At 70.5% G+C, this 25,635-nt stretch carries 16 protein-coding genes and 1 tRNA gene; 4 read left to right on the top strand and 13 right to left on the bottom strand.

Annotated features, from left to right (window positions below; all coding sequences use genetic code 11):
• Positions 1-63 precede the first annotated feature (63 nt).
• Entirely contained in the window at positions 64-2,964 is a 2,901-nt protein-coding gene (locus F8O04_RS06110) for an FAD-binding and (Fe-S)-binding domain-containing protein (RefSeq protein ID WP_158028387.1), read from the top strand.
• Positions 2,965-3,151: 187 nt separating this feature from the next.
• Here F8O04_RS06110 and F8O04_RS06105 read toward each other — a convergent pair whose 3' ends face one another.
• Genes F8O04_RS06105 through nirB form a run of 3 tightly spaced genes read right to left on the bottom strand, consistent with a single transcriptional unit; the run spans position 3,152 to position 7,693 of the window.
• A complete protein-coding gene (locus tag F8O04_RS06105) occupies positions 3,152-4,297 on the bottom strand; it encodes a uroporphyrinogen-III synthase (RefSeq protein ID WP_158028386.1) in 1,146 nt (381 codons plus the stop codon).
• Positions 4,298-4,343: 46 nt separating this feature from the next.
• Positions 4,344-5,111 carry a uroporphyrinogen-III C-methyltransferase gene (cobA, locus tag F8O04_RS06100; protein ID WP_225734898.1) on the bottom strand — a complete coding sequence of 256 codons (768 nt, stop codon included), beginning with the start codon at positions 5,109-5,111 and terminating at the stop codon, positions 4,344-4,346.
• Between the two features lie 8 nt (positions 5,112-5,119).
• Positions 5,120-7,693 carry a nitrite reductase large subunit NirB gene (gene nirB / locus F8O04_RS06095; RefSeq protein ID WP_188726244.1) on the bottom strand — a complete coding sequence of 858 codons (2,574 nt, stop codon included), beginning with the start codon at positions 7,691-7,693 and terminating at the stop codon, positions 5,120-5,122.
• Positions 7,694-7,852: 159 nt separating this feature from the next.
• Between nirB and nirD the strand changes: the two genes are divergently transcribed.
• Positions 7,853-8,977 carry a nitrite reductase small subunit NirD gene (gene nirD, locus F8O04_RS06090; RefSeq protein ID WP_158028383.1) on the top strand — a complete coding sequence of 375 codons (1,125 nt, stop codon included), beginning with the start codon at positions 7,853-7,855 and terminating at the stop codon, positions 8,975-8,977.
• A 106-nt stretch (positions 8,978-9,083) separates the two neighbouring features.
• Positions 9,084-10,034, top strand: a complete 951-nt coding sequence (locus F8O04_RS06085) for a formate/nitrite transporter family protein (RefSeq protein WP_158028382.1) — start codon at positions 9,084-9,086, stop codon at positions 10,032-10,034.
• Between the two features lie 79 nt (positions 10,035-10,113).
• Here the strand turns inward: F8O04_RS06085 and F8O04_RS06080 are convergent, their stop codons facing one another.
• The 8 genes from F8O04_RS06080 to F8O04_RS06045 all read right to left on the bottom strand — a co-directional run bounded on the left by F8O04_RS06080 (position 10,114) and on the right by F8O04_RS06045 (position 20,359).
• Complete coding sequence (locus F8O04_RS06080) at positions 10,114-10,905, bottom strand: ABC transporter ATP-binding protein (RefSeq protein ID WP_158028381.1); 792 nt, start codon at positions 10,903-10,905, stop codon at positions 10,114-10,116.
• Positions 10,898-11,887, bottom strand: a complete 990-nt coding sequence (locus tag F8O04_RS06075) for an ABC transporter permease (protein ID WP_158028380.1) — start codon at positions 11,885-11,887, stop codon at positions 10,898-10,900. Before F8O04_RS06075 ends, F8O04_RS06080 begins: the two co-directional genes overlap by 8 nt.
• A gap of 60 nt (positions 11,888-11,947) precedes the next feature.
• Complete coding sequence (locus F8O04_RS06070; RefSeq protein ID WP_158028379.1) at positions 11,948-12,955, bottom strand: ABC transporter substrate-binding protein; 1,008 nt, start codon at positions 12,953-12,955, stop codon at positions 11,948-11,950.
• A gap of 231 nt (positions 12,956-13,186) precedes the next feature.
• Positions 13,187-14,740, bottom strand: a complete 1,554-nt coding sequence (locus F8O04_RS06065) for a hypothetical protein (RefSeq protein WP_158028378.1) — start codon at positions 14,738-14,740, stop codon at positions 13,187-13,189.
• Entirely contained in the window at positions 14,737-15,363 is a 627-nt protein-coding gene (locus tag F8O04_RS06060; protein WP_158028377.1) for an ABC transporter ATP-binding protein, read from the bottom strand. Before F8O04_RS06060 ends, F8O04_RS06065 begins: the two co-directional genes overlap by 4 nt.
• 390 nt (positions 15,364-15,753) lie before the next feature.
• Positions 15,754-15,830 (bottom strand) — tRNA-Met (locus tag F8O04_RS06055).
• Between the two features lie 176 nt (positions 15,831-16,006).
• Entirely contained in the window at positions 16,007-19,018 is a 3,012-nt protein-coding gene (locus F8O04_RS06050) for a UPF0182 family membrane protein (RefSeq protein ID WP_188726245.1), read from the bottom strand.
• An 87-nt stretch (positions 19,019-19,105) separates the two neighbouring features.
• Entirely contained in the window at positions 19,106-20,359 is a 1,254-nt protein-coding gene (locus F8O04_RS06045; protein ID WP_158028376.1) for a YlbL family protein, read from the bottom strand.
• A gap of 140 nt (positions 20,360-20,499) precedes the next feature.
• On the opposite strand from F8O04_RS06045, the gene F8O04_RS06040 reads away from it, so the two are divergent.
• Positions 20,500-22,056 (top strand): zinc-dependent metalloprotease, encoded by a 1,557-nt coding sequence (locus F8O04_RS06040; RefSeq protein ID WP_158028375.1) that lies wholly within the window; start codon positions 20,500-20,502, stop codon positions 22,054-22,056.
• 797 nt (positions 22,057-22,853) lie between these two features.
• Here the strand turns inward: F8O04_RS06040 and F8O04_RS06035 are convergent.
• Together F8O04_RS06035 and nudC are read right to left on the bottom strand one after the other, a co-directional pair.
• Positions 22,854-24,620 (bottom strand): ATP-dependent helicase, encoded by a 1,767-nt coding sequence (locus F8O04_RS06035; protein WP_158028374.1) that lies wholly within the window; start codon positions 24,618-24,620, stop codon positions 22,854-22,856.
• A complete protein-coding gene (gene nudC / locus F8O04_RS06030) occupies positions 24,604-25,554 on the bottom strand; it encodes an NAD(+) diphosphatase (RefSeq protein ID WP_158028373.1) in 951 nt (316 codons plus the stop codon). The genes F8O04_RS06035 and nudC overlap by 17 nt, the downstream gene beginning before the upstream one ends.
• Positions 25,555-25,635 lie beyond the last annotated feature (81 nt).

Below are 25,635 nucleotides of genomic sequence, written 5' to 3'. Positions count from 1 at the left end.
GAGGGGCCTCCCCCTGGCTCCATCGACGCGGTGCGCGTCGATCGACCGCGTGAAGGGCGAGGTATGACGGTAGCGAGCGGGATGAGCGGGGCGACCGATTTCGTGCCGACCACGGTCGATGCAGATGCCGCGAACGACCTCGTCGCCGCGCTGCGGTCGCGGATCGACGGTGACGTCGACACGGCGAGCCGACGCCTGGCCGAGTACTCGACCGACGCCTCGAACTACCGCATCGTGCCGAGCGCGGTCGCCTTCCCGCGCACCGTCGACGAGCTCGCCACCATCACCGACGAAGCCCGGGAGCGCGGCGTGCCGCTGCACCTGCGGGGCGCCGGCACTTCGATCGCGGGCAACGCGATCGGGCGCGGGCTCGTCGTCGACACGTCTCGGCACCTGAATCGCATCCATTCCATCGACGCCGAGGCACGCACGGCACGCGTCGACCCGGGCGTCGTCGTCGCCCGGCTCCAAGACGCCGCCAAGCCCTACGGCTTGCGCTTCGGCCCCGACCCGTCGACGTGGACCCGCTGCACGATCGGCGGCATGGCCGGCAACAACGCCTGCGGCTCGCACTCCCTGTCGTTCGGTCGCACGGCCGAGAACATCGTCGACCTCGACATCATCGACGGACTCGGGCGCCGCTTCACGGCCGCCGACGACCTGTCGGTCGTGCCCGGTCTCAACGAGTTCGTGCGCCGCCACCTCGCCACGATCCGTCTCGAGTTCGGCAGGTTCGGCCGACAGGTCTCCGGCTACGCCCTCGAGGCGCTGCTGCCCGAGCGGCAGCATTCGCTGAAAGACCTGCTCGTCGGCTCCGAGGGCACCCTCGGCGTCATCACGGGCGCGACGGTGCGGCTCGTGCCGATGCCAAACGCCCCCGTGACGGTCGTGCTCGGCTACCCGTCGATGGTCGCCGCGGCGAACGACGTGCCCGCGCTGCTCGCCTGCAAGCCGGGCGCGGTCGAGGGGCTGGATGCCCGTCTCGTGACGGCCGTGCGCGAGGCGAAGGGCGCGGCCGCCGTCGAGTCGCTGCCGGAGGGCGCCGGCTGGCTCCTCATCGAGATGCCGGGCGAGTCGCTCGAGGACGCGCTCGAACGGTCCCACGCGCTCGTGGCGGCCTCGTCGGCGATCAGCCACATGATCCAACCTGATGCCGCGCTCGCCCGGCCGATCTGGCGCATCCGTGAAGACGGCGTCGGGCTTGCGGGGCGACCCGGTGGCACCCAGGCGTGGCCGGGGTTCGAGGACGCCGCGGTGCCGCCGGATCGGCTCGGCGAATACCTCGAGCGGTTCGAGCAGCTCACGGCGAAGCACGGCATCGACGGCATGAGCTATGGGCACTTCGGCGACGGCTGCATCCACGTGCGGCTCACGTTCCCGCTGCACGAGTCGGGCAAGGGCATGCGCGCCTTCATGCTCGATGCGGGGGACCTCGTCGCCGAGTTCGGCGGGTCGATCTCGGGCGAGCACGGTGACGGGCGTGCGCGCGGCGAGTTACTGCCGAAAATGTACTCGCCCGCCGCGATCGAGGCATTCCGCGAGCTGAAGGCGCTGTTCGACCCCAAGAATGTGCTCAACCCCGACGTGCTCGTCGACCCGGCCCCGCTCGACCTCGACCTGCGCCGTCCCCACGCGCTTCCCATCCCCCGCGTTCGCGGCGGGTTCGCGTTCGAGCACGACGGGGGCGACTTCACGAACGCCGTGCACCGCTGCGTCGGCATGGGCAAGTGCCGCGCCGACAATGGCGGGGCGGGCGGCTTCATGTGTCCGAGCTATCAGGCCACGCGCGACGAGAAGGACTCGACGCGCGCCCGCGCCCGCGTGCTGCAGGAGGTCGCGAACGGGTCGCTCGGACCCGGCGCCTGGTCGTCGCGCGAGGTCGACGAGTCCCTCGACCTCTGCCTCAGCTGCAAGGCGTGCTCGACCGACTGCCCGGCTGGGGTCGACATGGCGCAGTACAAGTCGGAGGCCCTCTACCGCGCCTACAAGGGCAGGGTGCGGCCCATGCGGCACTACGTGCTCGGGCAGCTGCCGCGCTGGACGCCGCTGATGTCGGCGCTCGCGCCGATCGTGAACGCCACGATGAGCGTCGACTGGCTGCGCCGACTCGTGTTACCAATCGCGGGGGTCGACAAGCGGCGCCGCATTCCGCGGGTCGCGCCGCGCACGTTCCGCGAGCATCGCCGGCGCGCGGTCCGTCGCGGCAGGGCCGTCGCCCCCGATTCGCCCGTCCGCGCGGAGACGAGCCGCGTCATGGTGTGGACCGATTCGTTCTCGAACGGCTTCGCGCCCGGCGTTGGCGCCGACGTGGTGCGGGTACTCGAGGCAGCCGGCCTTGAGGTCGTGACGCCGGAGCAGTCGGTGTGCTGCGGGCTCACGTGGATTTCCACCGGCCAGCTCGACGGCGCACGCGCCCGCCTGACACGCCTCATGGACGCGTTCGCCCCGGTCGTCGACGCGGGCGTTCCGATCGTCGGCGTCGAGCCGAGCTGCACGGCGGTGCTGCGCAGCGACCTGCTCGACCTGTTCCCGGACGACCCGCGCGCGAAACGCATTGCGGCGTCGACCTTCACGCTTGCCGAGGTGCTCTCGAGCGCCGCCCCCGTGAAGCCGGCCGACGATTGGTCGATGCCGAGCCTCGACGGTGTCGAGCTGATCGTGCAGCCGCACTGCCACCAGTACTCCGTGCTCGGCTTCCATGCCGACCGGGCGTTGCTGGATGCCGCGGGCGCGTCGGTGACGCAGCTTGCGGGATGCTGTGGTCTCGCGGGCAACTTCGGCCTCGAAAAGGGGCACTACGAGACGAGCGTCGCGGTTGCCGAGAACGCGCTGCTGCCGGCCCTGCGTCAAGCGCCGGATGGCGCCCGGTTCCTCGCCGACGGATTCTCGTGCCGCACGCAGGCCGAGCAGCTCGGCGACACGACGGGCGTGCACCTTGCGACCCTGATCGCGGAGCGACTGTAGCCCTCAGCCACCTTGTCGACGTCTGCCCGCACCTGCCCCAGTGGCGGTTTCACGTGCCCGGTTCACCGCCGCAGAGGGTATGTCGACGACCTCGGATCGATGATTCGACGCTCAGCGATCGAGACCACGAGCGAACTCACCTGCAAGTCCACGCGGTGATGCAGCACGCGTTGTCCCCTCGCCCGGCTCAGCGGGCCGCGACCGCCTCGGCCAAGCGCAGGCGGTAACCGCGTTTCACGATCGTCTGCACCACGTCGCTCGGCAGCGCTGCCCGCAGCCGGCTCATGGCCATGTCGATGCTGACGCCCTCGCCCGATACGCTCGCGGCTCGACCGAGATCGACGCGCGTGACGAGCGCACCCCGCGCCGCGATCAGGGCCCGGATCAGCGCGAGCGAAGTGGGGCTGAGGCTCGTCGCCTCGCCGCCGTGCACCATCGTGCGGCCGCGAAGCGTGAGCTGTCCCGCGACCGTGTCGATGCCCACGACATGCTCGTCGATGAGCTCGTCGCAAAGCGACTTGATCATGGCACCCATCCGGAACCGCTGCGGCACGATCGGGACGACCCCGCGCTCGATGATCGGCTCGGCCGTCACCGGCCCGACCGCGACCGCGGCGACACCGCCGAGGCCCGGAACCCCGCGAAACGCGCTGCGCAGGTCCGTCTCGGCCCCGACCTGCGCGGCCGCGCGGAACAGCGCCTCGGCGGCAGGCGCACTCGTGAACGTCACCGCGTCGACCCCGCCCGCAATGATCAGCTCGATCAGCCGATCGACCCGCGGGCGGTCCTCGTGCTCGTGCCACACGTACGGGCTCACGGTGAGCACCGTCGCGCCCGCCGCGCGAAGGCGCGCGAGCTGCCGCTCGTCGGTCGCGCCGTGCAGCTGCACCGCGACCGTGCGGCCGTCGACGCCGCGCTCGATCGCGTAGTCGACGAGCGCCTCCGTCGTTTCAACCTCGCCCATGCCCTCGTCGTCGAGCCCGGCCGCACGGATCGCGCCGCGCGCCTTCGGCCCGCGCACGAGGATCTCGGCGCGCCCCAGTCGCTCGACGAGCGGGCCGCCGAGCCCGGCCTCGTCGGCGACGTCGAACCAGCGACGGATGCCGTACGAGGTCGTCGCCAGCAGCACATGCGGTGCCGCGTCGACGATCGCCCCGGTCTCGGCCTCGATCTGCGCGAGGTCGTCCTCGTTCGCCATGCGAATCGTCGGCGCGTGCACGCACTCCGCGCCGCGCCGCGCGAGGGCCGCGATGAGCTCGTCCGACCGGCGGTCGCTCGTCACCCCGACGCGAAACCCGTCGAGGCGCGCGCTCACTGCCGCGGCACCGTTCATGCACTCCCCCGTCCGGCGGTGCGCCCTCGGCGCACGCGCTCCATCATCACGGCGTCGCCGCCCCGACGAGCGATTCGACCCGCGCCTGCAGCGCGGCCTCGTCGAGGGGGTCGACCTCGGCACGCCGCACGACCTCGCCGATCACGATGACGGCGGGCGATCGCGGCGAATCGCCAGCGAAGACCGCGCCGGCAGTCCCGACGGTCGCGACCCGCGTGCGCCGCGCCTCGCTGAACCCGCGCTCGACGACCGCAAGCGGCACATCCGCCCGCATCCCTCCGCGCGCGAGGCCGGTGACGACCTGCCGCATCGTGTTCACGCCCATGAGGACCACGATGGTACCGCCAATGCCGGCCAGCGCCCGGTACTGCGCGTCATCGAAGGGCACGTGCCCGCTCACGACCGTGAAGCTGCGGCTGATGCCGCGGTGCGTGACGGGGATCCCGGCCTGCCCCGGCACCGCGATGGCGCTCGTGATGCCCGGGATGATTCGCACGGGCACGCCGGCCGCGCGGCAGGCGTCGAGCTCCTCGCCGCCGCGGCCGAACACGTACGGGTCGCCGCCCTTCAGCCGCACGACGACGCTGCCGCGGCGCGCGTGCTCGACGATCAGCTCATTGATGCGTTCCTGCGGCACGGCGTGGTGCCCTGGGGTCTTGCCGACGTCGATCAGCACGGCGTCCGCGCGGCTCTCGTCGAGGAGCTCTGCGGGCGCGAGCCGGTCGTACAGCACGACATCGGCGCGCCGTAGGGCGCGCAGACCGGCGACGGTGATCAGGTCGGGATCGCCCGGGCCGGCCCCGACGATCAGCACCTCTCCTCTCACGGCCGGCCCACAGGGATGCGCGGCCCGCTCAGCAGGACGCCCTCGCGTTCGCCGCCTGTCGCGGGGCGACGCTGGCCACGGCCATCGGGCACGTGCATGACCGAGGGATCGGGAGCATCCGGCGCATTCACGAACGACTGGAACCGGCGCAGGCGCTCCGGACTGCGCAGCGTGGCCGCCCATTCGTCCTCGTAGGCGTCGACGTGCTTGGCCATGGCTGCCTCGAGCTCGTCGGCGATGCCGAGCGAGTCGTCGCACACGACGTCGCGCACGTGGTCGAGGCCACCCTCGAGCGCCTCCTGCCACCGGGCGGTGCGCTGGAGACGGTCGGCCGTACGGATGTAGTACATGAGGTAGCGGTCGATGTACCTCACGAGCGTGGCGTCGTCGAGGTCCTTCGCCAGGAGCTCGGCGTGCTTCGGCGTCATGCCGCCGTTGCCGCCCACGTAGAGGTTCCAGCCCTCCGCCGTCGCGATGACGCCGATGTCCTTACCCTGCGCCTCCGCGCACTCGCGCGCACAGCCGCTCACGCCGAACTTGATCTTGTGCGGCGAACGCAGGCCGCGGTATCGCTCCTCGAGGAACACCGCCATGCCGACCGAGTCCTGCACGCCGTAGCGACACCAGGTCGACCCGACGCAGCTCTTCACCGTGCGCAGGCTCTTGCCGTAGGCCTGGCCCGATTCCATGCCCGCGTCGACGAGGCGCTTCCAGATATGCGGCAGCTGCTCGAGCCTGGCGCCGAACAGGTCGATGCGCTGCCCGCCCGTGATCTTCGCGTACAGGCCGTACTCCTGTGCGACCTCGGCGATGACAGCGAGCTTGTCGGGCGTGATCTCGCCACCGGGAATGCGCGGCACGACCGAGTAGGTGCCGTCCTTCTGCATGTTGGCGAGCGCGCGGTCGTTCGTGTCTTGCAGCGCGGCCGCCCCGTCATCGAGGATGTAGCCGCCCGTCTGCGTCGCAATGATCGAGGCGACGACGGGTTTGCAGATGTCGCAGCCGACGCCCCCATCGATGAAGCGGCCCTGGACCTCGCCGACCGTCTGCAGCCCGAGTACGCGCACCGCTTCGAAGAGCTCGGTTCGGCTCAGCTCGGTGTGCTCGCAGAGGGCCGCAGATACGGCGACGCCGGCGGCCGTGAGTTCGCGATCGAGCATGTTCTTGACGAGCGAGACGCACGAGCCGCACTGCGTGCCGGCGCCGGAGCACGCCTTGAGCTCGCCGAGGTCGGTGCGGCCGCCGCGGATGTGGTCGCGGAGCACACCTGCCGTGACGCCCTTGCAGCTGCACACGATCGTCCCATCGACGACCTCGAGCTCGACGCCGTCCGCACCGCTGCCCGCGTCGAGGTACACGCCTGGACTGTCTGGCAGCTGGCGCCCGAGCATGGGGCGCAGCCGCACGTACGGCTCAGCGTTGCCGACGAACACGCCCCCGAGCAGGGTGCGGGCGTCGTCGCCCACGACGAGTTTCTGGTAGACGCCGGCGATCGGGTCGGCGAAAACGACCTCGATCGCGCCCTCCGGCACGGACGTGACGGCTCCGAAGTTCGCGACGTCGACGCCCGCGAGCTTGAGCGATGTTGCCTCGTCGAACGGCGTGAACGTCGCTTGCCCGCCGAGGAGGCGATCGGCGACGACCTCGGCCATCGCGTTCGCGGGGGCCACGAGGCCCACCGTCTTCCCGTCGAGGGCGGCGACCTCGCCGATGGCCCAGACCCCCGGGGCGCTGGATGCGCAGGTCTCGTCGATCGCGATGCCCCCGCGGGGTGCGAGGGCGATGTCGGCGTCGCGCGCAAGCTCGTCGCGGGGGGTGATACCGATCGCGAAGACCACGAGGTCGGCGGGGATCGAGCGCCCGTCGGTGAGCTCGAGGCCGATGGTCGCCCCGGACGGCGCACGCACGATGCCGGTGGGGCGGACGCCGAGTTCCAAATCGATGCCCCGGTCGGCGATGAGCCTCGCAAGGGTGCGACCGGCGCCCTCGTCGACCTGGGAGCTCATGAGCCATGCCCGCGAATGCACGAGGGTGGGTTTCGCGCCGAGCTCGGCGACGCCGCCCGCGGCCTCGAGGCCGAGCAGGCCACCCCCGACGACGGTGATGATCGGTGCGCGCCGCAGCCGCGAGCGCAGCACGGCGACGGTCGACACGAGGGCGTCGACGTCGTCGAGGGTGCGCATGACGTGGGCGACGTCGGCGTGGTCGATCGTCGGGCGGGTCGCCGATGAGCCGGTCGCCATCACGAGCTCGTCGTACGCCAGCACGTCGCCCGTCTCGAAGCGCAGTTCCCGCGTGTCGGGATAGATGGCGGCGACGCGCGTGCCGGTGCGGAGCGACACCCCCGGTTGCGACCAGAACCCGTCGTCGGCGAGCGCCAGCTCGGTCGGGCCTTCGAAGCGCTTCGAGAGCTGCACGCGGTCATAGGGCGCGTGCGGCTCCTCGGCCAGCACCGTCACGTTCACACTCGTGCCCAGCGCGCCCCGATCCGCCAGCGCCTCGACGAGGCGGTGAGCCGCCGGCCCGCCGCCGACGACCGCGATGGATCGCGGGTTCGTGGTGATGTTCATGCCTGAACGGTAGGCAGCCGCGGTTTCTCTGCCATCACGCAGCCGTGTCGCTGGTGTAACGCTGCCTTCACGCGACCCACAGCGAGGTGTTGGGGCGATGTCACACGCGTGAAACGCGTCGCGCGAGACCACGAAACACCCCATTCGTACCGTCGAGCCATGAACTCAACCGCCGTGCTCACCGGCCCAGCCGTCGCCCATGCGTCCGTCGCGTCCCCCGACGGCCCGTGGACGCGCGTGTGCCGCTACGACGACCTCGACCCGGTGTGGGGCGTCGCCGCGCTCGTCGCGAGCGGCACCCAGGTCGCGCTGTTCCGCCTGCAGAACGGCAACGTCTACGCCACGAGCAACGTCGACCCGAAGACGGGCGCGATGGTGCTCTCACGCGGGCTCGTCGGCGAGAAGCGCGTCGAGGGTGAGACCGTGCCGACCATCGCCTCGCCCCTCCACAAGGACGTTTTCGACCTGCGCACGGGGCGGTGCTTCACGTCGCCCGAGCTGCGCCTGCCGATCTGGCGCGCCCGCGTCGACGGCGGCGACGTCTCGGTCGCACCGCCCGCCGCGATGCTGGCGGTGTCGCACGGTACCTCCGACGAACACGGCCGGACGGCCGTGCTCGGCCTGGTTGAGGCCGTCCGCGCGGCCGTCCCCGGGGCGCCCGTGCACGGCGGGTTCGTCGACGTGCAGCAACCCGACGTGCCGGCGGCGCTCGCGACCGCCGACGCCGACGCCATCGTCGTGCCGCTCCTGCTCGCGACCGGTTACCACGTCAAGCACGACATCGCGCGAGACGTGGATGCCCACACCGCCTCTCACGCGGCGGTCACGAGGGCCCTCGGTCCCGATCCGCGGCTCGCGAGCGTGCTCGCGCTTCGGCTCGCCGAGGTCGACTGGTCGCCGGCGCGCGACGCGCTCGTGCTCATCGTCGCGGGGTCGTCTGACACCGAGGCGACTCGGGATGGCATCATCGCGGGCGAGCTGCTGGCCGAATTGCTCCGCGTGCCCGTCGCCGTCGGTGCGCTGGCCGGCGCGGGCGCCCCGATGAGCGAGGTCGTCGCCCGCATCCGGGCGGAGCATCCCGATCGCCGCCTCGTCGGCGTGAGCTACCTGCTCGCGCCGGGCTATTTCCAGTCGGTGGCCGAGTCGGCCGGGACCGACGTCACGACCCGGCCACTGCTGACGCCGGACGAGCCGGCGGCGCCCGAGCTCGTGGCGATCGTGAAGGAGCGCTATCTCGGCGCGCTCCCGCCCCGGCGACCTCACGGCTCGCCCTCCGCGGCGTGAGGACAACGTAGCGAGGCGGCAACAGCCAGGCGCCGCGGCGCGAAACATGTGACGCCAACGATGGTGGTGATCGCCTCGCGCGACGACATCGACCCAGGAGGAACCCGTGTCTTACATCAAGCCCGCCGACCTCGCGACCGCGATGGTCGACTCCGGCGCAGCCAAGATCCACATGGCGACCCGCGACATGCTGATCCGCGGGTTCATGGGCGGCAGCATGCTCGCCATCGGTGCGGTCTTCGCGGTCACGATCACGACGCAGACGGGTGAACCGCTGCTCGGCGCTCTGCTCTTTCCCGTCGGCTTCGTGCTGCTCTACCTGCTCGGCTACGACCTGCTCACCGGGGTGTTCACCCTCGCTCCCCTCGCCCGCCTCGCGAAGCGGCCCGGGGTCACCTGGGGCGGGGTGCTCCGCTGCTGGGGGCTCATCTTCGCGGGCAACCTCGCCGGGGCCGTGCTCATCGCGTTCTTCGTGTCGGTGTACGTGACGTACGGCTTCACGACCGAGCCGAGCGCGATCGGCCAGGCCATCGCCGAGATCGGCCACGGGCGCACGGTGGGCTACGCCGAGCACGGCACCGGCGGCATGGCCACGCTGTTCATCCGCGCCGTCCTGTGCAACTGGATGGTGTCGACCGGGGTGGTCGCCGCGATGATGTCAACGACCGTGCAGGGCAAAGTCGTCGGCATGTGGCTGCCGATCATGCTGTTCTTCTATCTCGGTTTCGAGCACTCGATCGTCAACCTGTTCCTCTTCCCCGCCGGGCTCATGCTCGGCGCCGATTTCACGCTCGTCGACTACCTGCTGTGGAACGAACTGCCGACCGTGCTCGGAAACCTGGTCGGCGGCATCCTGTTCGTCGGCCTCGCGATCTTCTGGACACACGGCCGCACCGCCCCGGCCCGCTTCCCGAACGCGCGAGCGATCGCGGCGGCCCGCCGGCGGGTGCACGCGCGGCGGGCGGCGGCTCCTGCCCCGACGCGCCGGCCCGTGCCCGTGCACGAGCCCGCGGTGGCGCGAGGGCCGGCTGCCGAGCCCGCGATCGCCGAGGGTTGACGACGCGAGGCGGGGCACGGGATACGGATCCGGGCCCCGCCTCGCTGGTCGCTCGCTGCGTCGAGCCGACGCGACGCCGCTACTGCAGCATCGTACGATCGTCGAGCTCGGCCCCCTTGATCTTGCCGAACTCCCCGAGCAGGTCGTCGACGGTCGCCTGCGCCTTCTCGTCGGCGCTCAGCTCGAGGATGATGCGCCCATCGTGCATCATGATGAGCCGGTTGCCGAGGTCGAGCGCCTGCTGCATGTTGTGCGTGACCATGAGCGTCGTGAGACCGGCCGACGACACGATGTCCCTCGTCAGCTGGGTCACCTGTGCCGCCCGCTGCGGATCGAGCGCGGCCGTGTGCTCGTCGAGCAGCAGCACCCGCGGGTTGGTGAAGCTCGCCATGAGGAGCGACAGCGCCTGCCGCTGGCCACCCGAGAGCAGGCCCACCTTCGCTCGCAGGCGATGCTCGAGCCCGAGCTCGAGGCGGGCGAGCTGCTCGGCGAAATGCTCGCGCCGTCCGCGTGTGAGGCCGAGTGACAGTCCCCGCGTCGCACCGCGCCGGTATGCGAGGGCGAGGTTCTGCTCGATCGTGAGGTCGGGGGCCGTGCCCGCCATCGGGTCTTGGAAGACTCTGCCCACGAAACGCGCGCGGGCGTGCTCGGCCAGTCCCCCGATGTGCGTGCCGTCGAGCAAGATTTTGCCGGAGTCGACGCGCAGCTTGCCCGAAAGCGCGTTCAACAGCGTCGACTTGCCAGCGCCGTTCGACCCGATGACCGTCACGAAGTCGCCCTCGTTCATGGTGAGGTCGACGCCGGCGAGCGCGACGCGCTCGTTGACGGTGCCGGGGAAGAACGTCTTCGAGATGCCCTGGAGCTCAAGCATTTGCGTCGCCTCCCGTCGTCGTGCCGCTGCGCGCACTCGGCGCCGCGGCCCCGGCGCCCGCAGGGACGGGCAGCTTCTCGGTGACCACCGACTTCTCTGGCGGCGGTTTTCGCCAGCTGCCGATCACCTGCAGCCTGCTGAAGCCCGGGATCATGGGCAGCAGCAGTGCGATCACCACGAGCACGGCCGAGATGAGCTTCATGTCGTTCGGGTCGAGGCCGACCGACAGCGCCGCGAAGATCACGAGGCGGTAGAGCACCGCGCCGACGATCACGCCGACCGTGGCGAGGAACACCGACGAGTTGCCGAACAGTGCCTGGCCCAGGATCACGGACGCGAGGCCGACGAGAATGAGGCCGATGCCCATCGAGATGTCGGCGAACCCCTGGTACTGCGCGATCAGGGCCCCGCACCCGGCGACGAAGCCGTTCGAGATCGCGAGGGTGAGGATGGTCGTGGCATTGGTGTTGACGCCGAGGGCGCGGATCATCTGCTGGTTGTTGCCGGTCGCCTGGATCGAGAGTCCGAGATCGGTCGACAGGAACCAATCGACGACCAGCTTCAGGACGAGGACGCCGGCGAGCATGAGCCCGACGCTCCCCCAGGTGCCCATGATGCCGGCCTCGCGAAGCGGCGTGAACGTCGTCTCCTCGCGCAGGAGCGAGAGGTTGGACGTACCCATGATGCGCAGGTTGATGCTCCAGAGCGCGATCATGGTCAGGATGCCCGCGAGCAGCCCGTCAATGCGTCCGAACGTATGCAGGAGACCCGTGATGCAGCCCGCGGCTGCCCCCGCCGCAACGGCCACGAGGGTCGCGACGGCGGGGTTCCAGCCGAGGATGGTGAGGCCGGCGCCGACGGCAGCCCCGGTCGTGAAGCTTCCATCAACCGTGAGGTCTGGGAAGTTCAGGATGCGGAAGGTGAGGTAGACCCCCAGCGCCATCACGCCGTAGATGAGGCCAAGCTCGAGGGTGCCGATCATTGCTGCACTCCGTCGTGTCGGTGTCGTGGGTCTTCCCGGATCGATCCGGACCGCGAGGCGCTACTCAATGGTCTCGTCGGCGCGGCCGAGCACGTCCTCCGGGACCGTGATGCCCATGCGCTCCGCAGCGCCCGGGTTGACGTTCAGCAGGAACTCGCTGAGGGTCTCGACGGGCATCGAGGCCGGGTCGGCGTCTTCGGTGAGGATGCGGATCGCCATCTCGCCAGTCTGGTAGCCGAGCTCGTAGTAGTCGAGACCGAGGGTGGCGATCGCGCCGCGGGCGACCTGGTCGACCTCGGAGCCGAACAGCGGCACCTGGTTGTCTTCCGCGTACTGCACGACCGTCTCGAACGCCTCCGTCACGCGGTTGTCGGTCGGAACGTAGATGGCGTCGACGTCGCCGAGGGTCTGCGCCGCCGTGGCCACCTCGCTCGCGTTCGTCACGGTCGCCTCCGAAATCGTGATGCCGAGCTCGTCGGCGGCCTCCTTCGCGAGGTCGACCTGCACCTGCGAGTTGACCTCGCCCGACGAGTAGATGATGCCCACCGACTGCGCGTCGGGCATGATCTCCTTGAGCAACGCCAGCTGGTCGGCGACCGGGTTGAGGTCGGTCGTCCCAGTCACGTTGCCGCCCGGAGCGTCGTTGCTCTCGACGAGACCGGCCTCTTGCGGATCGGTCACGGCCGTGAAGAGGACGGGGGCATCGGCGATCGCCTGGGCGGCGGCCTGCGCTGCGGGCGTCGCGATGGCGAGGATGAGGTCTTTCCCGGACGTCTGGAACGTCTGCGCGATCGTCGTCGCCGTCGCCTGCTCGCCGTTGGCGTTCTGGAGATCGAAGTCGGCGTCGATGCCGGCCTCGTCGAACGCGGCCTGGAATCCCTCGGCGGCGGCGTCGAGGGCGGGGTGCTGTGCCAACTGGGAGATGCCGATGCTGAAGCTCTCGCCTCCGGCCGAGCCGTCGCCACCGGTTTCGGCCGGGGCGTCGCCGCCGCCCGCGCACGCGGTGAGTGTGAGGGCCGTTGCGGCGGCGAGGCCGACCGTTGCGAGGACTGACCGGGAACGTCGCATGTGTGACTCCTTCGTCGAATGACTGCTGCGGCGGTGCCGCGCGCGAGGCAGGGAGACCTCGTGGTGGGTGCAGGATGCACCAGTGTCATAGAGCGTAATGATCGAGCTGTCCATACGGGTAATCGACGGACGATTGCCGTCGCATCGTGACCGATTTCGAGCCGTTCGGTCTCGGTGTCCCGCACGAGAGAGCCATCCGCCCGTGCGCCCGGCAGGTCCCGGCCATGCCGATCACTCCCTCGCGACGCGGGGCCCCCGCCGTGCAGCGACGGCCACGATAGCGATGACCGCGACGACGCTGATCGCGGGGGCCACCGGTAGCACGGCGGCGCCCACGCCCGCGAGGATAGCGAGGAGCAGGGCATCGACCGCCCACACGACGCGCCGGAGGGCGCCCAGGTCACCGGCCTCCGTGGGGATCGGCGTCAACATCGCGACCGGCATCGGCCCCTTCCTGGCGTCGGCGACGCGGACGGCGAGTGTCAGGACCCCGAGGGCGGCGGGCGCGGCGTAGGCGGCGGCCGAGCCCGCGGCCACCGCCACCCCGTGGCCGATCATGCCGGCGATGCCCGCGCCGGGGACGGCGCCGGAAAGAACGAGGGCCGCGACGATCGCGACGAGCACGAGGATCCCGACGCCGGCCACGAGGGGGAAGATCGCGTGCAGCATCATGAGAGTTCCGTCGCCGACGCCGTAGAGCGCGGTCGTCTCGGCGGCATCGGCCGCGTGACGCACGCCGTCGGTGAAGGAACCGAACGCGGCGTAGGCGAGCACCCCGGCGAGCGCACCGAGCGGCCATGCCGCGCCACCGCCGACGCCCGCGGCGACTCCCCCGGCGGCATCGGCCGCTGCGACGGCGAACCCCGCGGCCGCCAACACCGAGACGCCGGCCGCGGCGAGCCCCGCGACGCCGGCGGCGAGACGCCACGGCGAGCGCAACGTTCCGACCGCGTCACGCCGGGCGAACGCGACCGCGAGCATCCGATGACGGCCGACCGCGCGCACGCGGCGCCCGGCGCTCGGAACCGCGCGGTAGAGCGAGAGCGCGCCACCGAGCTCGAACACTTCCGCATACCCGGAGGCAGCGTCCGCCCGCACCGCCTGTCTGACGAGCAGAGCGGGCTCGAGGCGGTTCAGCAGCCATGGCACGCACCCGGTGAGCGCGACGGCGAGCACGGCGAGCCCCGCCAGCAGCGTCGGCAGCGGAAGTGCGGCCCACGCCGCGACCGTCGCGGCAGGAGCAGCGGACTGCGGGATCGAGCCGGAGGCGAGCGCAGCGACGACACCCGCCGCCGCGATCATGGCGCCTGTCCCCGCTGCGCGGCTCGATGCCCCCAGCGATTGCCCGGCGAGCCAGGCGACGGATGCGAGGACGCCGATCAGCGCCCCGGCGCCCGCGATCGGCACGGCGGCGAGGGGCGCCGCGAGGCCGTTCGAGATGAACGCCGTCGCGATGGCCGCCGCAGTGACCGTCGTCGCAGCGGTTACGACGGCGCCGCCTCGCAGGGTGGCAGGCCCGAAGTCGCGCACCCGCGAGCGGTCGCTCGAGGCGCGCACCCAGGTCGGGAACGGTCGCAACAGCGCGGGCCCCCGCATGCCCCCGGCGATGAGTGCGCCGGACCACAGGCAGGCGATCGCAATCACGACGGTCGCCGGCGTCGCCGCCGCGGCGAGGTGGAGCCCGCCGGCCCCAGCAAGCGACAGCCAGACCGCGCGGGCGAGGGGCACGACAGCGACCGCGCAGACCATTGCGACGGCGTAGACGCGGAACGCGCGTTCCCTCACGCGGCGGCTCGCCCCAGGTGAAGCACGTCGCCGCCGACGCCCGCCTCGACGGCGTCGTCGTGCGTCGCCACCACGACGGTGGCACCCGCGGCGCGGCGCGCGGCGATGGCCGCCGCAACCGACTGCACTCGGTCGTCGTCGAGCCGGTGCTCGGGCTCGTCGAACACGAGCACCTCGCTCGGTCGTGCCAGGACGAGCGCGACCGTGAAGAGCTGCTGCTGCCCCGAGGACAGTTCGTGCGGGAAGCGCGTCGCCAGGCGACCAAGATCGAGCTCGTCGAGGACCCGCCCGCCGGCCACGTGGCGACCTGGCCCCGACCAGGTTGCCGCGACCAGATCGATGTGCTCGGCGAGTGTCAGGTCGCGCGCGAGGGGCGGGGTGGCGACGAGTGCGGCGACTCGGCGGCGGAACTCCGGACTGCGCGGTCGCGGCGCATCGCCCGCCACGATGAGCGATCCGGTGGTCGGCACGCGCAGGCCGGCCACGAGCTGGAGCAGGGTCGATTTGCCCGACCCGTTCGGCCCCCGTACGACCAGGGCGCCGCCCTGCGCCACGCGGCTCGATGTCGGGGCGAGCAAGGTCACATCGCCCTCGACGACGCCGGCCCCGCGGATCTCGATCACCCACTCATTATCGCAAAGCCGCGCCCCGCGGGGAGACCGACCCCGCCCACCACCGACACGTCCAGCATCCGGCGTCCGCGGGCCTGATCCAGTCCTTCGAGACCGCGACTTCGGCGTTCACCAGTCGATCGCGGATGGCAATGGTCACTGCAGCCGCGTATCCCCCACATTGGTCATGGCACCGCGACGCGGCACGAAGGAGGGGCGATCAGCTACCGAGTCGGACATATGCGACCGAACGTTCGGTAGCAGGTGTCCGATTCGGTCGTGGATGCGCGCGGCCTTTCGACAAGCTCAAATAACCACACCCGAGGGGCCAAGGAACCACATCTGCCGGGGCCAATGACAATGGCCCCTGGCCTGGGAGATTCCCAGGCCAGGGGCCACATTTGGTTGCGGGGGCAGGATTTGAACCTACGACCTCCGGGTTATGAGCCCGGCGAGCTACCGAACTGCTCCACCCCGCGGCACAAGAGATAAACGTACACGAGTCGTTCAGTCATGTCCAGTTGAAGTTTGACGGGCGTGTACCGGGCGTGTCCCTACCCCGAATCCGAGCCATGCGGAGCATCCCAGGGGCCACAGGGCGCGCCGGGCGGGCGAGATCGCTCTCGCCCGCCCGGCGCGCCCACCTCGGTCGTCGCTACGGAGTCGCCTCCGGATCGGCGCCCGTGTCGCCCGCCTCGTCGTCGGTCGCGTCGGCGGTGTCGCCCGCGCCGGGATCCTCCACCGGGTTGCCCAGTTCTGCCTGGAGCTCGGCGTTCGCTGCGTCGGCCTCGGCGAGCGCCGCCTGAAGCCGCGAGTCGGCCTCCGCCGCCGCGACGAGATCGTTCGACGCATAGGCGTTGGTGCGGTCCTCGAGCGCCTGCGCAGCCTCGTCGAGCGCCTCGTTCAGGCGATCAGCCGCGCTGAGCGCCGGATCGGGTTCGGTGCCGCCGCCCTCACCGTCGTCCGGGGCGACCTCCTCATCGCCCGCGTCGGCACCCGAATCGCCGCCGAACAGCGTGTCGAGCGCCTGGTCGAGGGTGTCCTCGAAAGCGACGCGTTCACCGAATGCCACGAGCACGCGCCGCAGCAGCGGGTAGCTCGTCTGCCCCGTCGACTGCACGTAGACGGGTTGCACGAACAGGAACCCACCGCCGACCGGCAACGTCAGCAGGTTGCCGCGCAAGACCTCTGTCTGCCCGCCGCGCTCAAGCAGGTTCAACTGGTTCGCCACGACCGGATCGGAGTTGAAGCTGTTCTGCACCTGACCCGGGCCGGGGATGTTGTCGTTCGTGACCTGCAGCAGCGTCAGTCGTCCGTAGTCCTCGGCGACGGTGCCATCGGTCGATCCCGCGTTGGCATTCGCCGACAGGTAACCCGTGAGCACGTTTCTCGTTTGACCACCCTGGTTGACGCGCGGAATGTACGTCGAGTACAGGGCGTACGCCGAATCCTGGTCAGGCATCTGCGTCGTCAGGTAGTACGGGCTCTGGATGCGGCCATCGGTCGCACCCGCAGTCGGATCCTGGGGCAGCTCCCACGCGTTCTGCCGGTTGTAGAACGCGACCGGGTCGGTCACGTGGTACGTAGCGAGGGTCGCCCGCTGCACCTTGAACATGTCGGTCGGATACCGCACGTGACTGAGCAGGTCTCCCGACATCTCAGTCATCGGCTGGATCGTGGTGGGAAAGACCTTCGACCAGGTCTGCAGGATCGGGTCTTCCTCATCCCATGCGTAGAGCGTGACCTCGCCGCTGTAGGCGTCGACCGTCGCCTTGACCGAGTTGCGGATGTAGTTGATGGCACTCGCCTGGCCCGGGAGCGGAGCCGCTGGCGTGTCGGCGATCAGCTGCTGCATCGACTGCTGCGTCGAATACGGGTACGCGTCTGTGGTCGTGTACCCATCGATGATCCACATGAGCCGGCCGTCGACGACCGACGCATAGGGGTCGGTGTCGATGTTGAGGTACGGCGCAACCTTGGCGACGCGGAGCGCCGGATCGCGGTCGTAGAGGATCTGCGACTCCTCGGTGACGTACTCGGAAAGGAGGATCTGCTCAGACTGGAACTTGATCGAGTAGATGAGGCGGTTGAAGAAGTTGCCGATGCTCGGCCCGCCCTCCTCGTCGAACGTCGTGTAAGTCTGGCTCTGCCCGTCTTCGCCGGAGACGTGGTCGAACTCGATCGGCGAGGAGCCTTCCGGCTGACCGACGATCGAGTATTCGGGCGAGTTCTCACCGAAGTACACCTGCGGCCGGTAGTCGGGCAGCTCGCCCATGGTGGGCATGTTGCCCTCCATGAGCAGCGGCGTGCCGTCCGGCATCCGCTGGTTGCCGTAGGCGGCGACGAGGCCGTACCCGTGCGTGTACACGAGCGTCGTGTTGACCCACGACTGCGCGCCGCCATCGAGACCGGCAACGTTGATGTCGCGGATGCCGCTGACGGTGTCGTGCACCTGCCCGTCGATGTCGTAGCGGTCGACGTCGAGCGGCGAGTTGAACTGGTAGTACGTGCGTTCCTGGTGAAGCTGCGCGAACGTCGGCTGCACGAGTGCCGGGTCGACGATGCGAATGTTCGAGGTCGTCTCGGCGTCTTCGCGCAGCTGGCCCGGCGAGACCGAGGTCTGCGCGTCATATGGCACGACCTCGACGTCGTCGATGCCATACGCGCTGCGGGTCGCCTCGATGTTGTCTTCGATGTAGGGCTGCTCGAGCGCCTGCTCCGACGGCCCGACTTGGAACTGCTGCACCGCCCACGGATAGCCGACGCCGACGACAAGGCCGACGACCAGCACGAGCGCCAGCCCGGCCAGCGGCAGACGCCACCGGCCGATGACCGCGGCGATGAAGAACAGCACGGCCACGATCGCGCAGGCACCGGCGAGAACAGCGAGGCCCGGAATGCGCGCCATCGTGTCGGTGTACATGGCACCGGTCCAGCGCTCGTTGTAGCTCGTGAGCAACGCGTAGCGGTCGAACCAGATCGACACGGCCTGCAGCAGCAGGTAGAGGCCCGCGAGGATCGCCACGTGCATCCGCGCGCTCTTCGAGATGACGACGTCGCGACCAGTGACGCGAATACCGCCGTACAGGTATGTGGTCGCGGCCGTCAGCAGGAGGGACACCATCGTCACCGCGCTCGCGAACGCGATCACCCCGCGCCAGAACGGCAGGTGGAACACATAGAATGAGATGTCAAAACCGAAGCGGGGGTCGGCGACCCCGAACGGCGTGGCGTGCATCCACTGGATCACCGTCGGCCACGCTCCCGAGGCGACGAGACCGGCGACCAGGCCGATGAGGATCGGCACGCCGAACATGGCGACCCGCCGCAGCGGCTCGATGACCTGCTGGTAGCGGTCGAGCTGATCGTTGAGCTTCGCGTAGACGGGACGCGCTCGGTACGCGATCTGCAGGTTGATGATGACGGGGACCGCCATGGCGACGAGGCCGATGAGGAACATCACCGCGCCAGCGCCCCACTGCGTCAGGAGTACGGAAAGCGCGCCGAGCTGGTCATACCAGAGGATGTCGGCGTAGAAGCCCGAGAACCAGAAGAACACGGCGATGAGCGCGATCACGACCACGAGGGTCGTGACAAGGGGTCGCCGCTTTCTCGGCGTTCCTCGGTCGGTCGGTTGGCCAGGGGATGCCGAGGCAGATGCGGTCACGTCGTTCCCGTCGGTCGTCGATGAGCGTGCGAAAACAACATTCTACCTGCGGGCAGAAGGGCCCGCGGGTACGTCTGCTCCCGTCGGTCAGCCGCCGATCGCGGACTGACAGGTGGGCAGCGCGCTCGTATCGTCGCCGGATGCCAGCGTTTCGATGACGAGGAGGGCGTCGTCGAGTGTCGCGATGGCGTAGACGGGCAGGTTGCCCGGCACGCCGCCCGTGAGCGCCTCTTCGCAGTTGTCTATCGGCGCCAGAAAGGCCTCGGCGCCTTCATCGGCGGCCGCGAACAGCTTCTGCCTGATCCCTCCGATCGGCCCGACCTCGCCGTCCGCGGTGATCGTGCCCGTCCCCGCGAAGTGGTGACCGGCCGTGAGACTGCCAGGGGTCAGCAGGTCGATGATCGACAGGGCGAAGATGAGGCCGGCGCTCGGGCCGCCCACGTCGCCGAGCTGGATCGACACGTCGACGGGGAAGTCGTAGGCGCCGACGACGGTGATGCCGAGCAGGGGCCGCGGCGCCGCCTCGCCCTCCGGCGTCGAGATGCTCGGCGCGATCTGCACCTCGATCGGCTCGCCGCCGCGATCGGCCGTCACGGGCACCGGCGTGCCGGTGTTGCCGTCGAGCGCTTGCCGCACCGCGTCGAACCCGTCGATCTCGACCCCGTCGACGGAGATGATGCGGTCGCCGGGCTGGAGCGCGCCGTCGGCGGGGCCGTCCGGGTTGACCTCCGAGACCACGACGGCGATGTCGATTTCGTGCCCGAGGTGCCGGAGTGCCGCGGCGATCGCCTCACCCTGCGACTGCTGCATCATCGACTCGTTCTCGTTCGCACGGTCCTCCGCCGTCTGTCCGGGCGGGTAGTACACCTCGACCGGCATCACGACGCGATCGCCGCTGGCATAGGCCACGAACGCCTCGACCCAGCCGGGCATGCCCCTCGGGCTGCCGAGGATGTTCACGGTCATGACGTCGAGGCGGCCGTCGCCGGGATCGTACGTTTCGGCGCCCTCGATCGTGAGCACCGGGACGGGGTCGGCGCCTTCCTCGAGCACAACGTCACCGAGCGCGTTGAACACCGGGCCCGGCTGTCGCAGCACGTATGCCGTCGGCGTGAGCGCCATGACGAGCAGCAGGAGCACGGCGACGACGAGCGCGGCGACGCCCGTTCGCCCGCTGGACAGCATCGCCCGGCCGAATCGACGCGGGTCCCGCGCGCGGACGGTCATGCCGGCGGGCGCGCCCGTCGTCGCTGTCGCGGCCGGCGGACCGCTCCAGGCTTGCGTCCGGGGGTTCGCGTCGTCGGGCCCTGCCGGATCGGCCGGGTTAGGGGGGTTCGTCACTCGTCGTCTTCCAGACTCGGCGGAGGGGAACGGCTCGCTGTTCGCGGTCGGCGCACCCCGGATGGGCGGATTCGCGGCCCCCTCGCGTATTCGCGTCGAGGCCACCCGTTAGCGTAGAACGACCCGCTGGAAGGACCGACATGGCAGACCGCGACGGCGCAAACGCCGACCACGAGGACGACCGAGACCCCCAGGACGAGCTGCGCGAGATGCTCCGCGACATGCTGGAGGGTGGCAGCGGCTTCGACCCGTCGAAACTCGCGGGGATCGGCGGCCTGCCCAACGACCCCGCGGCCGTGCAGGCCCTCATGAACAACATGCAGGCGGCCCTCGCGAAACAGACGGACGGCATCGACTGGGAGACCGCGACGGAACACGCGAAGCGCGTCGCGCGGCCCGAGAACCGGGAGGTCTCGCCCGAGGAGGCCGAGCGCTTTCAGCAGGCCTTCCGTCTCGCCGGTCTCTGGCTCGGCGAGGCGACCGAGCTCGGCGAGGTCGCCGAGCTGCCGCAGACCCTCACACGCCTCGAGTGGATCGGCGGGTCGATGGGGCTGTGGTCGCAGCTCGCAGAGCCCGTTGCCACGAGCATCGCTGACGCCCTCATGGAGGTGCTGAAAGACCAGACACCACCCGATATGCAGGGCATGGTGCAGCAGTCGGGCGCCATGATGCGCAATCTCGGCGGCGCCATGTTCAGCGTGCAGCTCGGGCAGGTGATCGGTCAGCTGTCAGCCGAGGTCATGGCTGGGGGCGACATCGGCATGCCGGTGTTCGACCGACCGCGAGCCGCCCTGCTACCGCAGAACGTCGCGACCTTCGCGGAGGGTCTCGACGTCACCGCGAGCGAGGTCGAACTTTACCTCGCCGTTCGGGAGCTCGCTCACGCGCGTCTCTTCTCCCACGCCAAGTGGCTGCAGACGCATCTCGTCTCTTCCGTGACGGCGTTCGCCCGCGGCATCACGATCGACGTCGAACGCATCGAGGGGCTCGTTCGCGATCTCGACCCAACCGACTCCGACGCCATTCGCGAGGCGCTGTCCTCGGGGGCCTTCATCCCGCCGCGAACCACAGAGCAAGAGGCGACGCTGGCCCGACTCGAGACGATGCTCGCGCTCATCGAGGGCTGGGTCGACGTCGTGACGCAGGATGCCACGGCGCGGCTCCCCAAGGCCGAGGCGATCGCCGAGATGGTACGGCGCCGTCGCGCCACGGGCGGTCCGGCGGAACGCGCGTTCTCGACCCTCGTCGGCCTTGAGCTCCGCCCGCGACGGCTTCGTGACGCGTCGGCCATGTGGCGGGCGGTCGCCGACGCCCACGGCAGCGCCGCCCGCGACGCGCTCTGGGATCACTTCGACGCTCTGCCCACGAGCGCCGACCTCGACGAGCCGACGCTACTCGTGACGCGCCTCGACGTGGGCGAGACGGCCGGCGACGACTTCGACCGCGAGCTCGAATCGCTCCTCAACGACCCGAGCGCCTTCGGCGGCGCTCCGGCCGGAGGCATGGGTACGACTCACGACGAGAACGAGGATGCCGTTGGCCGCCCCGGCGGGGCAGGCGACACGGACGGCACCGACGACGGCACCGATGGCGACGGCAATACCCCCGGAGACGGCCGCACCGACGGCGAGAGCGGCACCGACGGCGACAGACCCGAGACGGGTGACGCGCCGGATGCCCCGACCGGCGACCGCTGACGCGCGGGAGTTCTCCACAGGCTGATCCTCCCCCTGGTGCCCATCCGACTGGGAGGGCCACAATCTCGGCGTGATGTTCCGCATTCGGCCCGGCCTCGAGCTCGTCTGGCGCACTACCACCACGCTGCAGGTCGGCGTGCCCGAACCCCTCGCGATCGTCGAAGGCGTCACGGGCGGTATCGACTGGCTCATCGCGCGGCTGCGGGGCGGCACGACCGAGTCCGCGGCTATCGCTGCCGCGGTCCGCTACGGCGCCACGCGCGCCGAGGCGCGTGCGGCGCTCACGGCTCTCCGTCCCGTGCTCGACGAGGTCGATCCCTCCGGCCTCCCTCTCGCCACCGCGGGCGATCGAGCGGTGGCGCTCCGAACCGCGGCGGTTCGTGGCGAGCCCTACCGGCACATCGCCCACACGCTGGCCGATCGCGGCGTCGACGTCCACGAGCTCGACAACGATGAGCTGCCTCCTTCAGGGCGCGTGCTGATCGAGATCGCGGACTTCGTCGTACCACCCCGCCGTGCGCAGCCGCTCATGGCCGCCGATATTCCGCACGCGGCCGTGCTGCTCGGCGATCACTCCATCGAGGTCACGCCGCTCATCCTCCCCGGATGCACGCCGTGCCTGCGCTGCGCGGATCTCGCGCGACGCGACGCCGACGACGCATGGCCAACGATCGCCTCGCAGTTGATCGGCCGAGTCTCGGCCATGCGCACCACCATCGAGGTCGGGATCGCCGCCGCCGTGGCCGCAGGGCTCACCGACCTGCGGTCGACGCAGCCGGCCTACCGCATCGACCTCGTCACGGGCGCGGCGTCGACGATGCCGTGGCGCTTCCACCCCGAATGCGGGTGCCGAGCGGTGCCAGGAAGCGTGAGGGCGCTCGTCGCCCCTCTCGCCCACCCCCGACCGCGTAGCTCAGGCGGAGCGATCGTCGTGCCCGGGTGACCGCAACGTAAGCGAGGCGACGCTCTTCGTCGATCGCCTCCTTCGACCGCGCGGCGACAAACGGCAGCAGGTCGTCGCTCGCCCCGATCACGTGCACGCTGTCCCACTCGAGCCCCTTCGCGGCGTGGACCGTCGAGAGCATCACGGCCCCGAGCGTCGGCTCCAGTTGCAGCCTGGCCCGCTCGGCGAGGTTGCTCGCAAACGTGACGATCGTCGTCCTGTCACCGGCGGCATCCGCAAGACGCACGATCGCGTCGAGGGCAGCCCAGGTGTCGCGCTGCGCGCCGGGGCGTGCCGGGGCCGTTGGCGCCCAGCCGAGGTCGCCGAGCACGCGCCGCACCGTCTGAAACAGTGGCTCTTCGCGGGGATTCGCGGCCTCGGCTCGAAGCGCCGTGATGGCGGTGCGCACGATGGGCTGCTCGAAGTAGCGGCGCTGCCCGTGCAGCACGTAGGGAATGCCGGCGTGCTGCAGCGCGCGCTCGATCGGCTCGGCCTGACCGCGGAGGCGGAACAGCACGGCGATCTCATCGGCGGCGACGCCCTCAAGCAGATCGGCGCTGATGGCGCGGGCCACGCCCTCGGCCTCCGCATCATCGTCGTCGTACGCAGTCAGGGAGGGCGACGGGCCACTCGCGAGGGGATCCGCCGGCGCAAGCTGCAGGGCGGCGGCGATCTCGCGAGCGATGCCGTTGGCGACATCGATGACCGCGCCAGTCGAGCGGTAGTTCATGCCCAGCTCGACCGTGCGCGCGCCGGGAAACTCGTGCGGGAAGCCAACGAGGTGGTCGCTCGTCGCGCCCGTGAACGAGAAGATGGTCTGCGCCGGGTCACCCACGACGCACAGCTCCCGTCGGCTGCCGAGCCACAGCCGGAGGAGTCGGTGCTGGAGCGGAGAGACGTCCTGATACTCGTCGACGACGAAGAACCGGTACTGCTCCCGCACGCGCTGCGTCACCCATGGCTCGAGTTCGAGCATGCCGGCCGTCGCGAGCAGCACATCCTCGAAGTCCATCGAACGCCGCTCGTCCTTGACCGCCTCGTACGCCTGCAGCAGGGCTGCCGCACGATCGGTGTCGAGGCCGGCCGGCAATGCACGTGCCTGCGCCGCAACGGCATACTCCTCGATCGTGAGGTCGCGCACTTTCCGCCACTCGATCTCGGTCGCGAGGTCGCGTACGGCGGGCTGGTCGACGCGCAGGCCGATGCGCTGCGCCGCCTCGGCCACGACCGGCCCTTTCCCTGAGAGCACCCGGGGCGGCTCGCCGCCCACCGTATGCGGCCAGAAGTAGCTGAGCTGGCTCAGGGCCGCCGCGTGAAACGTTCGCGCCTGCACGCCGGGCGCCCCGAGTGCGCGCAGGCGCTCGCGGAGTTCGCCCGCCGCTTTGGCGGTAAAGGTGAGCGTGAGCACGCGGCCCGGGTCGTAGACGCCTTCTCGGATGCCGTGGGCGATTCGGTGCGTGATCGTGCGGGTCTTGCCCGTGCCTGCACCGGCGAGGATGCGCACGGGGCCGACGAGGGTGAGCGCGGCTTCCCGCTGCGCCTCGTTCAGACCGGCGAGGAGCGAGCCCGCGCGATCGTCGCCGGCATGGTGGCCGCCGGTCGCCTCAGTCGTCGAGGGCACCGCCGTACCACTCCTCGATGATTGCGCGCGCGATGGAAATGTGCGGCGGCAACAGGTGCCGGTTGTCGCGCACCTCGTCGCGCGTGAACCATCGCACGTCGGCGATCTCGGTCTTGTCGGGACGGATCGATTCCGGGTCCTGCTCGGGGTCGAGCTCCCCCATGAATCCGACCATGATCGAGGCCGGGAAGGGCCACGGCTGTGAGCCGAGGTAACGCGGGCGCACGACACGAGCGCCGGATTCCTCCCGCACCTCGCGCACGACGGCAGCCTCGAACGATTCACCCGGCTCGACGAATCCTGCGAGCAGCGAGTACCGACGCGGCGTCCACCTCGCGTTCGCACCGAGCAGTAGCCGCTCGTTCTGGTCGATGACGGCCGCGATGACGGCGGCGTCGGTGCGCGGAAAGTGCTCTCGCCCCCCTTCGTGCTCGTCGAGCCGCACCCAGCCGGCTCGGGTGGGGCGGGTGGGCCGGCCCGAGTCGGGCGCGTGCAGCATCGACTCGTGCCAGTTCTGCATGGCTGCGGCCGCGGTGAAGAGGCCGGCATCGACGTCGTCGAGGTCGACCCCCACGACGCGCAGGTCAACCCAGGTCTCATCGACGTCGTCCAGTGCATTCCGTTCCGCGTCGGTGATCGAGTACGACACCACTCGGGTTCCCGGCGGCATTCCGCTGCGGCTCTCGATCTCGGTTCGCCCGAGATAGACGGCGCGGTGTTCCTCGAGGCGCCATGGCGCCTCGGTCATTCGGCGGAGCGCGAGAATCGGGCCCCGTTCGGTGCGCCGGGAGGGCGACTGGCCGCGGTGCAGCAGCAGGACGCGCGCCGCCGGATCAGTAAAAATTCCACGCCAGAGTGCGGCGTCGCCTCGCGATACGTCGTCGCGATCGATGGCCTGCGTGGCGAGCGGGAGCCGAGACGGGAAGTCGAGCATGTCGACGACAGCCTATGCCGCGCAAACGGCGTCCCGGGGCGTGGCGCGGCAACGGGTACCGTGCCGGCACGTACGGTAACG

The organism is Pseudoclavibacter endophyticus (genome assembly GCF_008831085.1).
GTDB lineage: Bacteria > Actinomycetota > Actinomycetes > Actinomycetales > Microbacteriaceae > Pseudoclavibacter > Pseudoclavibacter endophyticus.
Note: the sequence above shows the minus strand (reverse complement) of the source record. Positions and strands in the feature narration are given on the sequence as shown.

Excerpts from the sequence above, each read along its gene's own strand:
- F8O04_RS06040 (WP_158028375.1), top strand. The coding sequence starts at position 20,500 with ATGGCAGACCGCGACGGCGCAAACGCCGACCACGAGGACGACCGAGAC.
- F8O04_RS06080 (WP_158028381.1), bottom strand. The coding sequence starts at position 10,905 with ATGCTTGAGCTCCAGGGCATCTCGAAGACGTTCTTCCCCGGCACCGTC.
- nirD (WP_158028383.1), top strand. The coding sequence starts at position 7,853 with ATGAACTCAACCGCCGTGCTCACCGGCCCAGCCGTCGCCCATGCGTCC.
- nirB (WP_188726244.1), bottom strand. The coding sequence starts at position 7,693 with ATGAACATCACCACGAACCCGCGATCCATCGCGGTCGTCGGCGGCGGG.
- F8O04_RS06105 (WP_158028386.1), bottom strand. The coding sequence starts at position 4,297 with ATGAACGGTGCCGCGGCAGTGAGCGCGCGCCTCGACGGGTTTCGCGTC.
- F8O04_RS06075 (WP_158028380.1), bottom strand. The coding sequence starts at position 11,887 with ATGATCGGCACCCTCGAGCTTGGCCTCATCTACGGCGTGATGGCGCTG.
- F8O04_RS06070 (WP_158028379.1), bottom strand. The coding sequence starts at position 12,955 with ATGCGACGTTCCCGGTCAGTCCTCGCAACGGTCGGCCTCGCCGCCGCA.
- nudC (WP_158028373.1), bottom strand. The coding sequence starts at position 25,554 with ATGCTCGACTTCCCGTCTCGGCTCCCGCTCGCCACGCAGGCCATCGAT.
- F8O04_RS06110 (WP_158028387.1), top strand. The coding sequence starts at position 64 with ATGACGGTAGCGAGCGGGATGAGCGGGGCGACCGATTTCGTGCCGACC.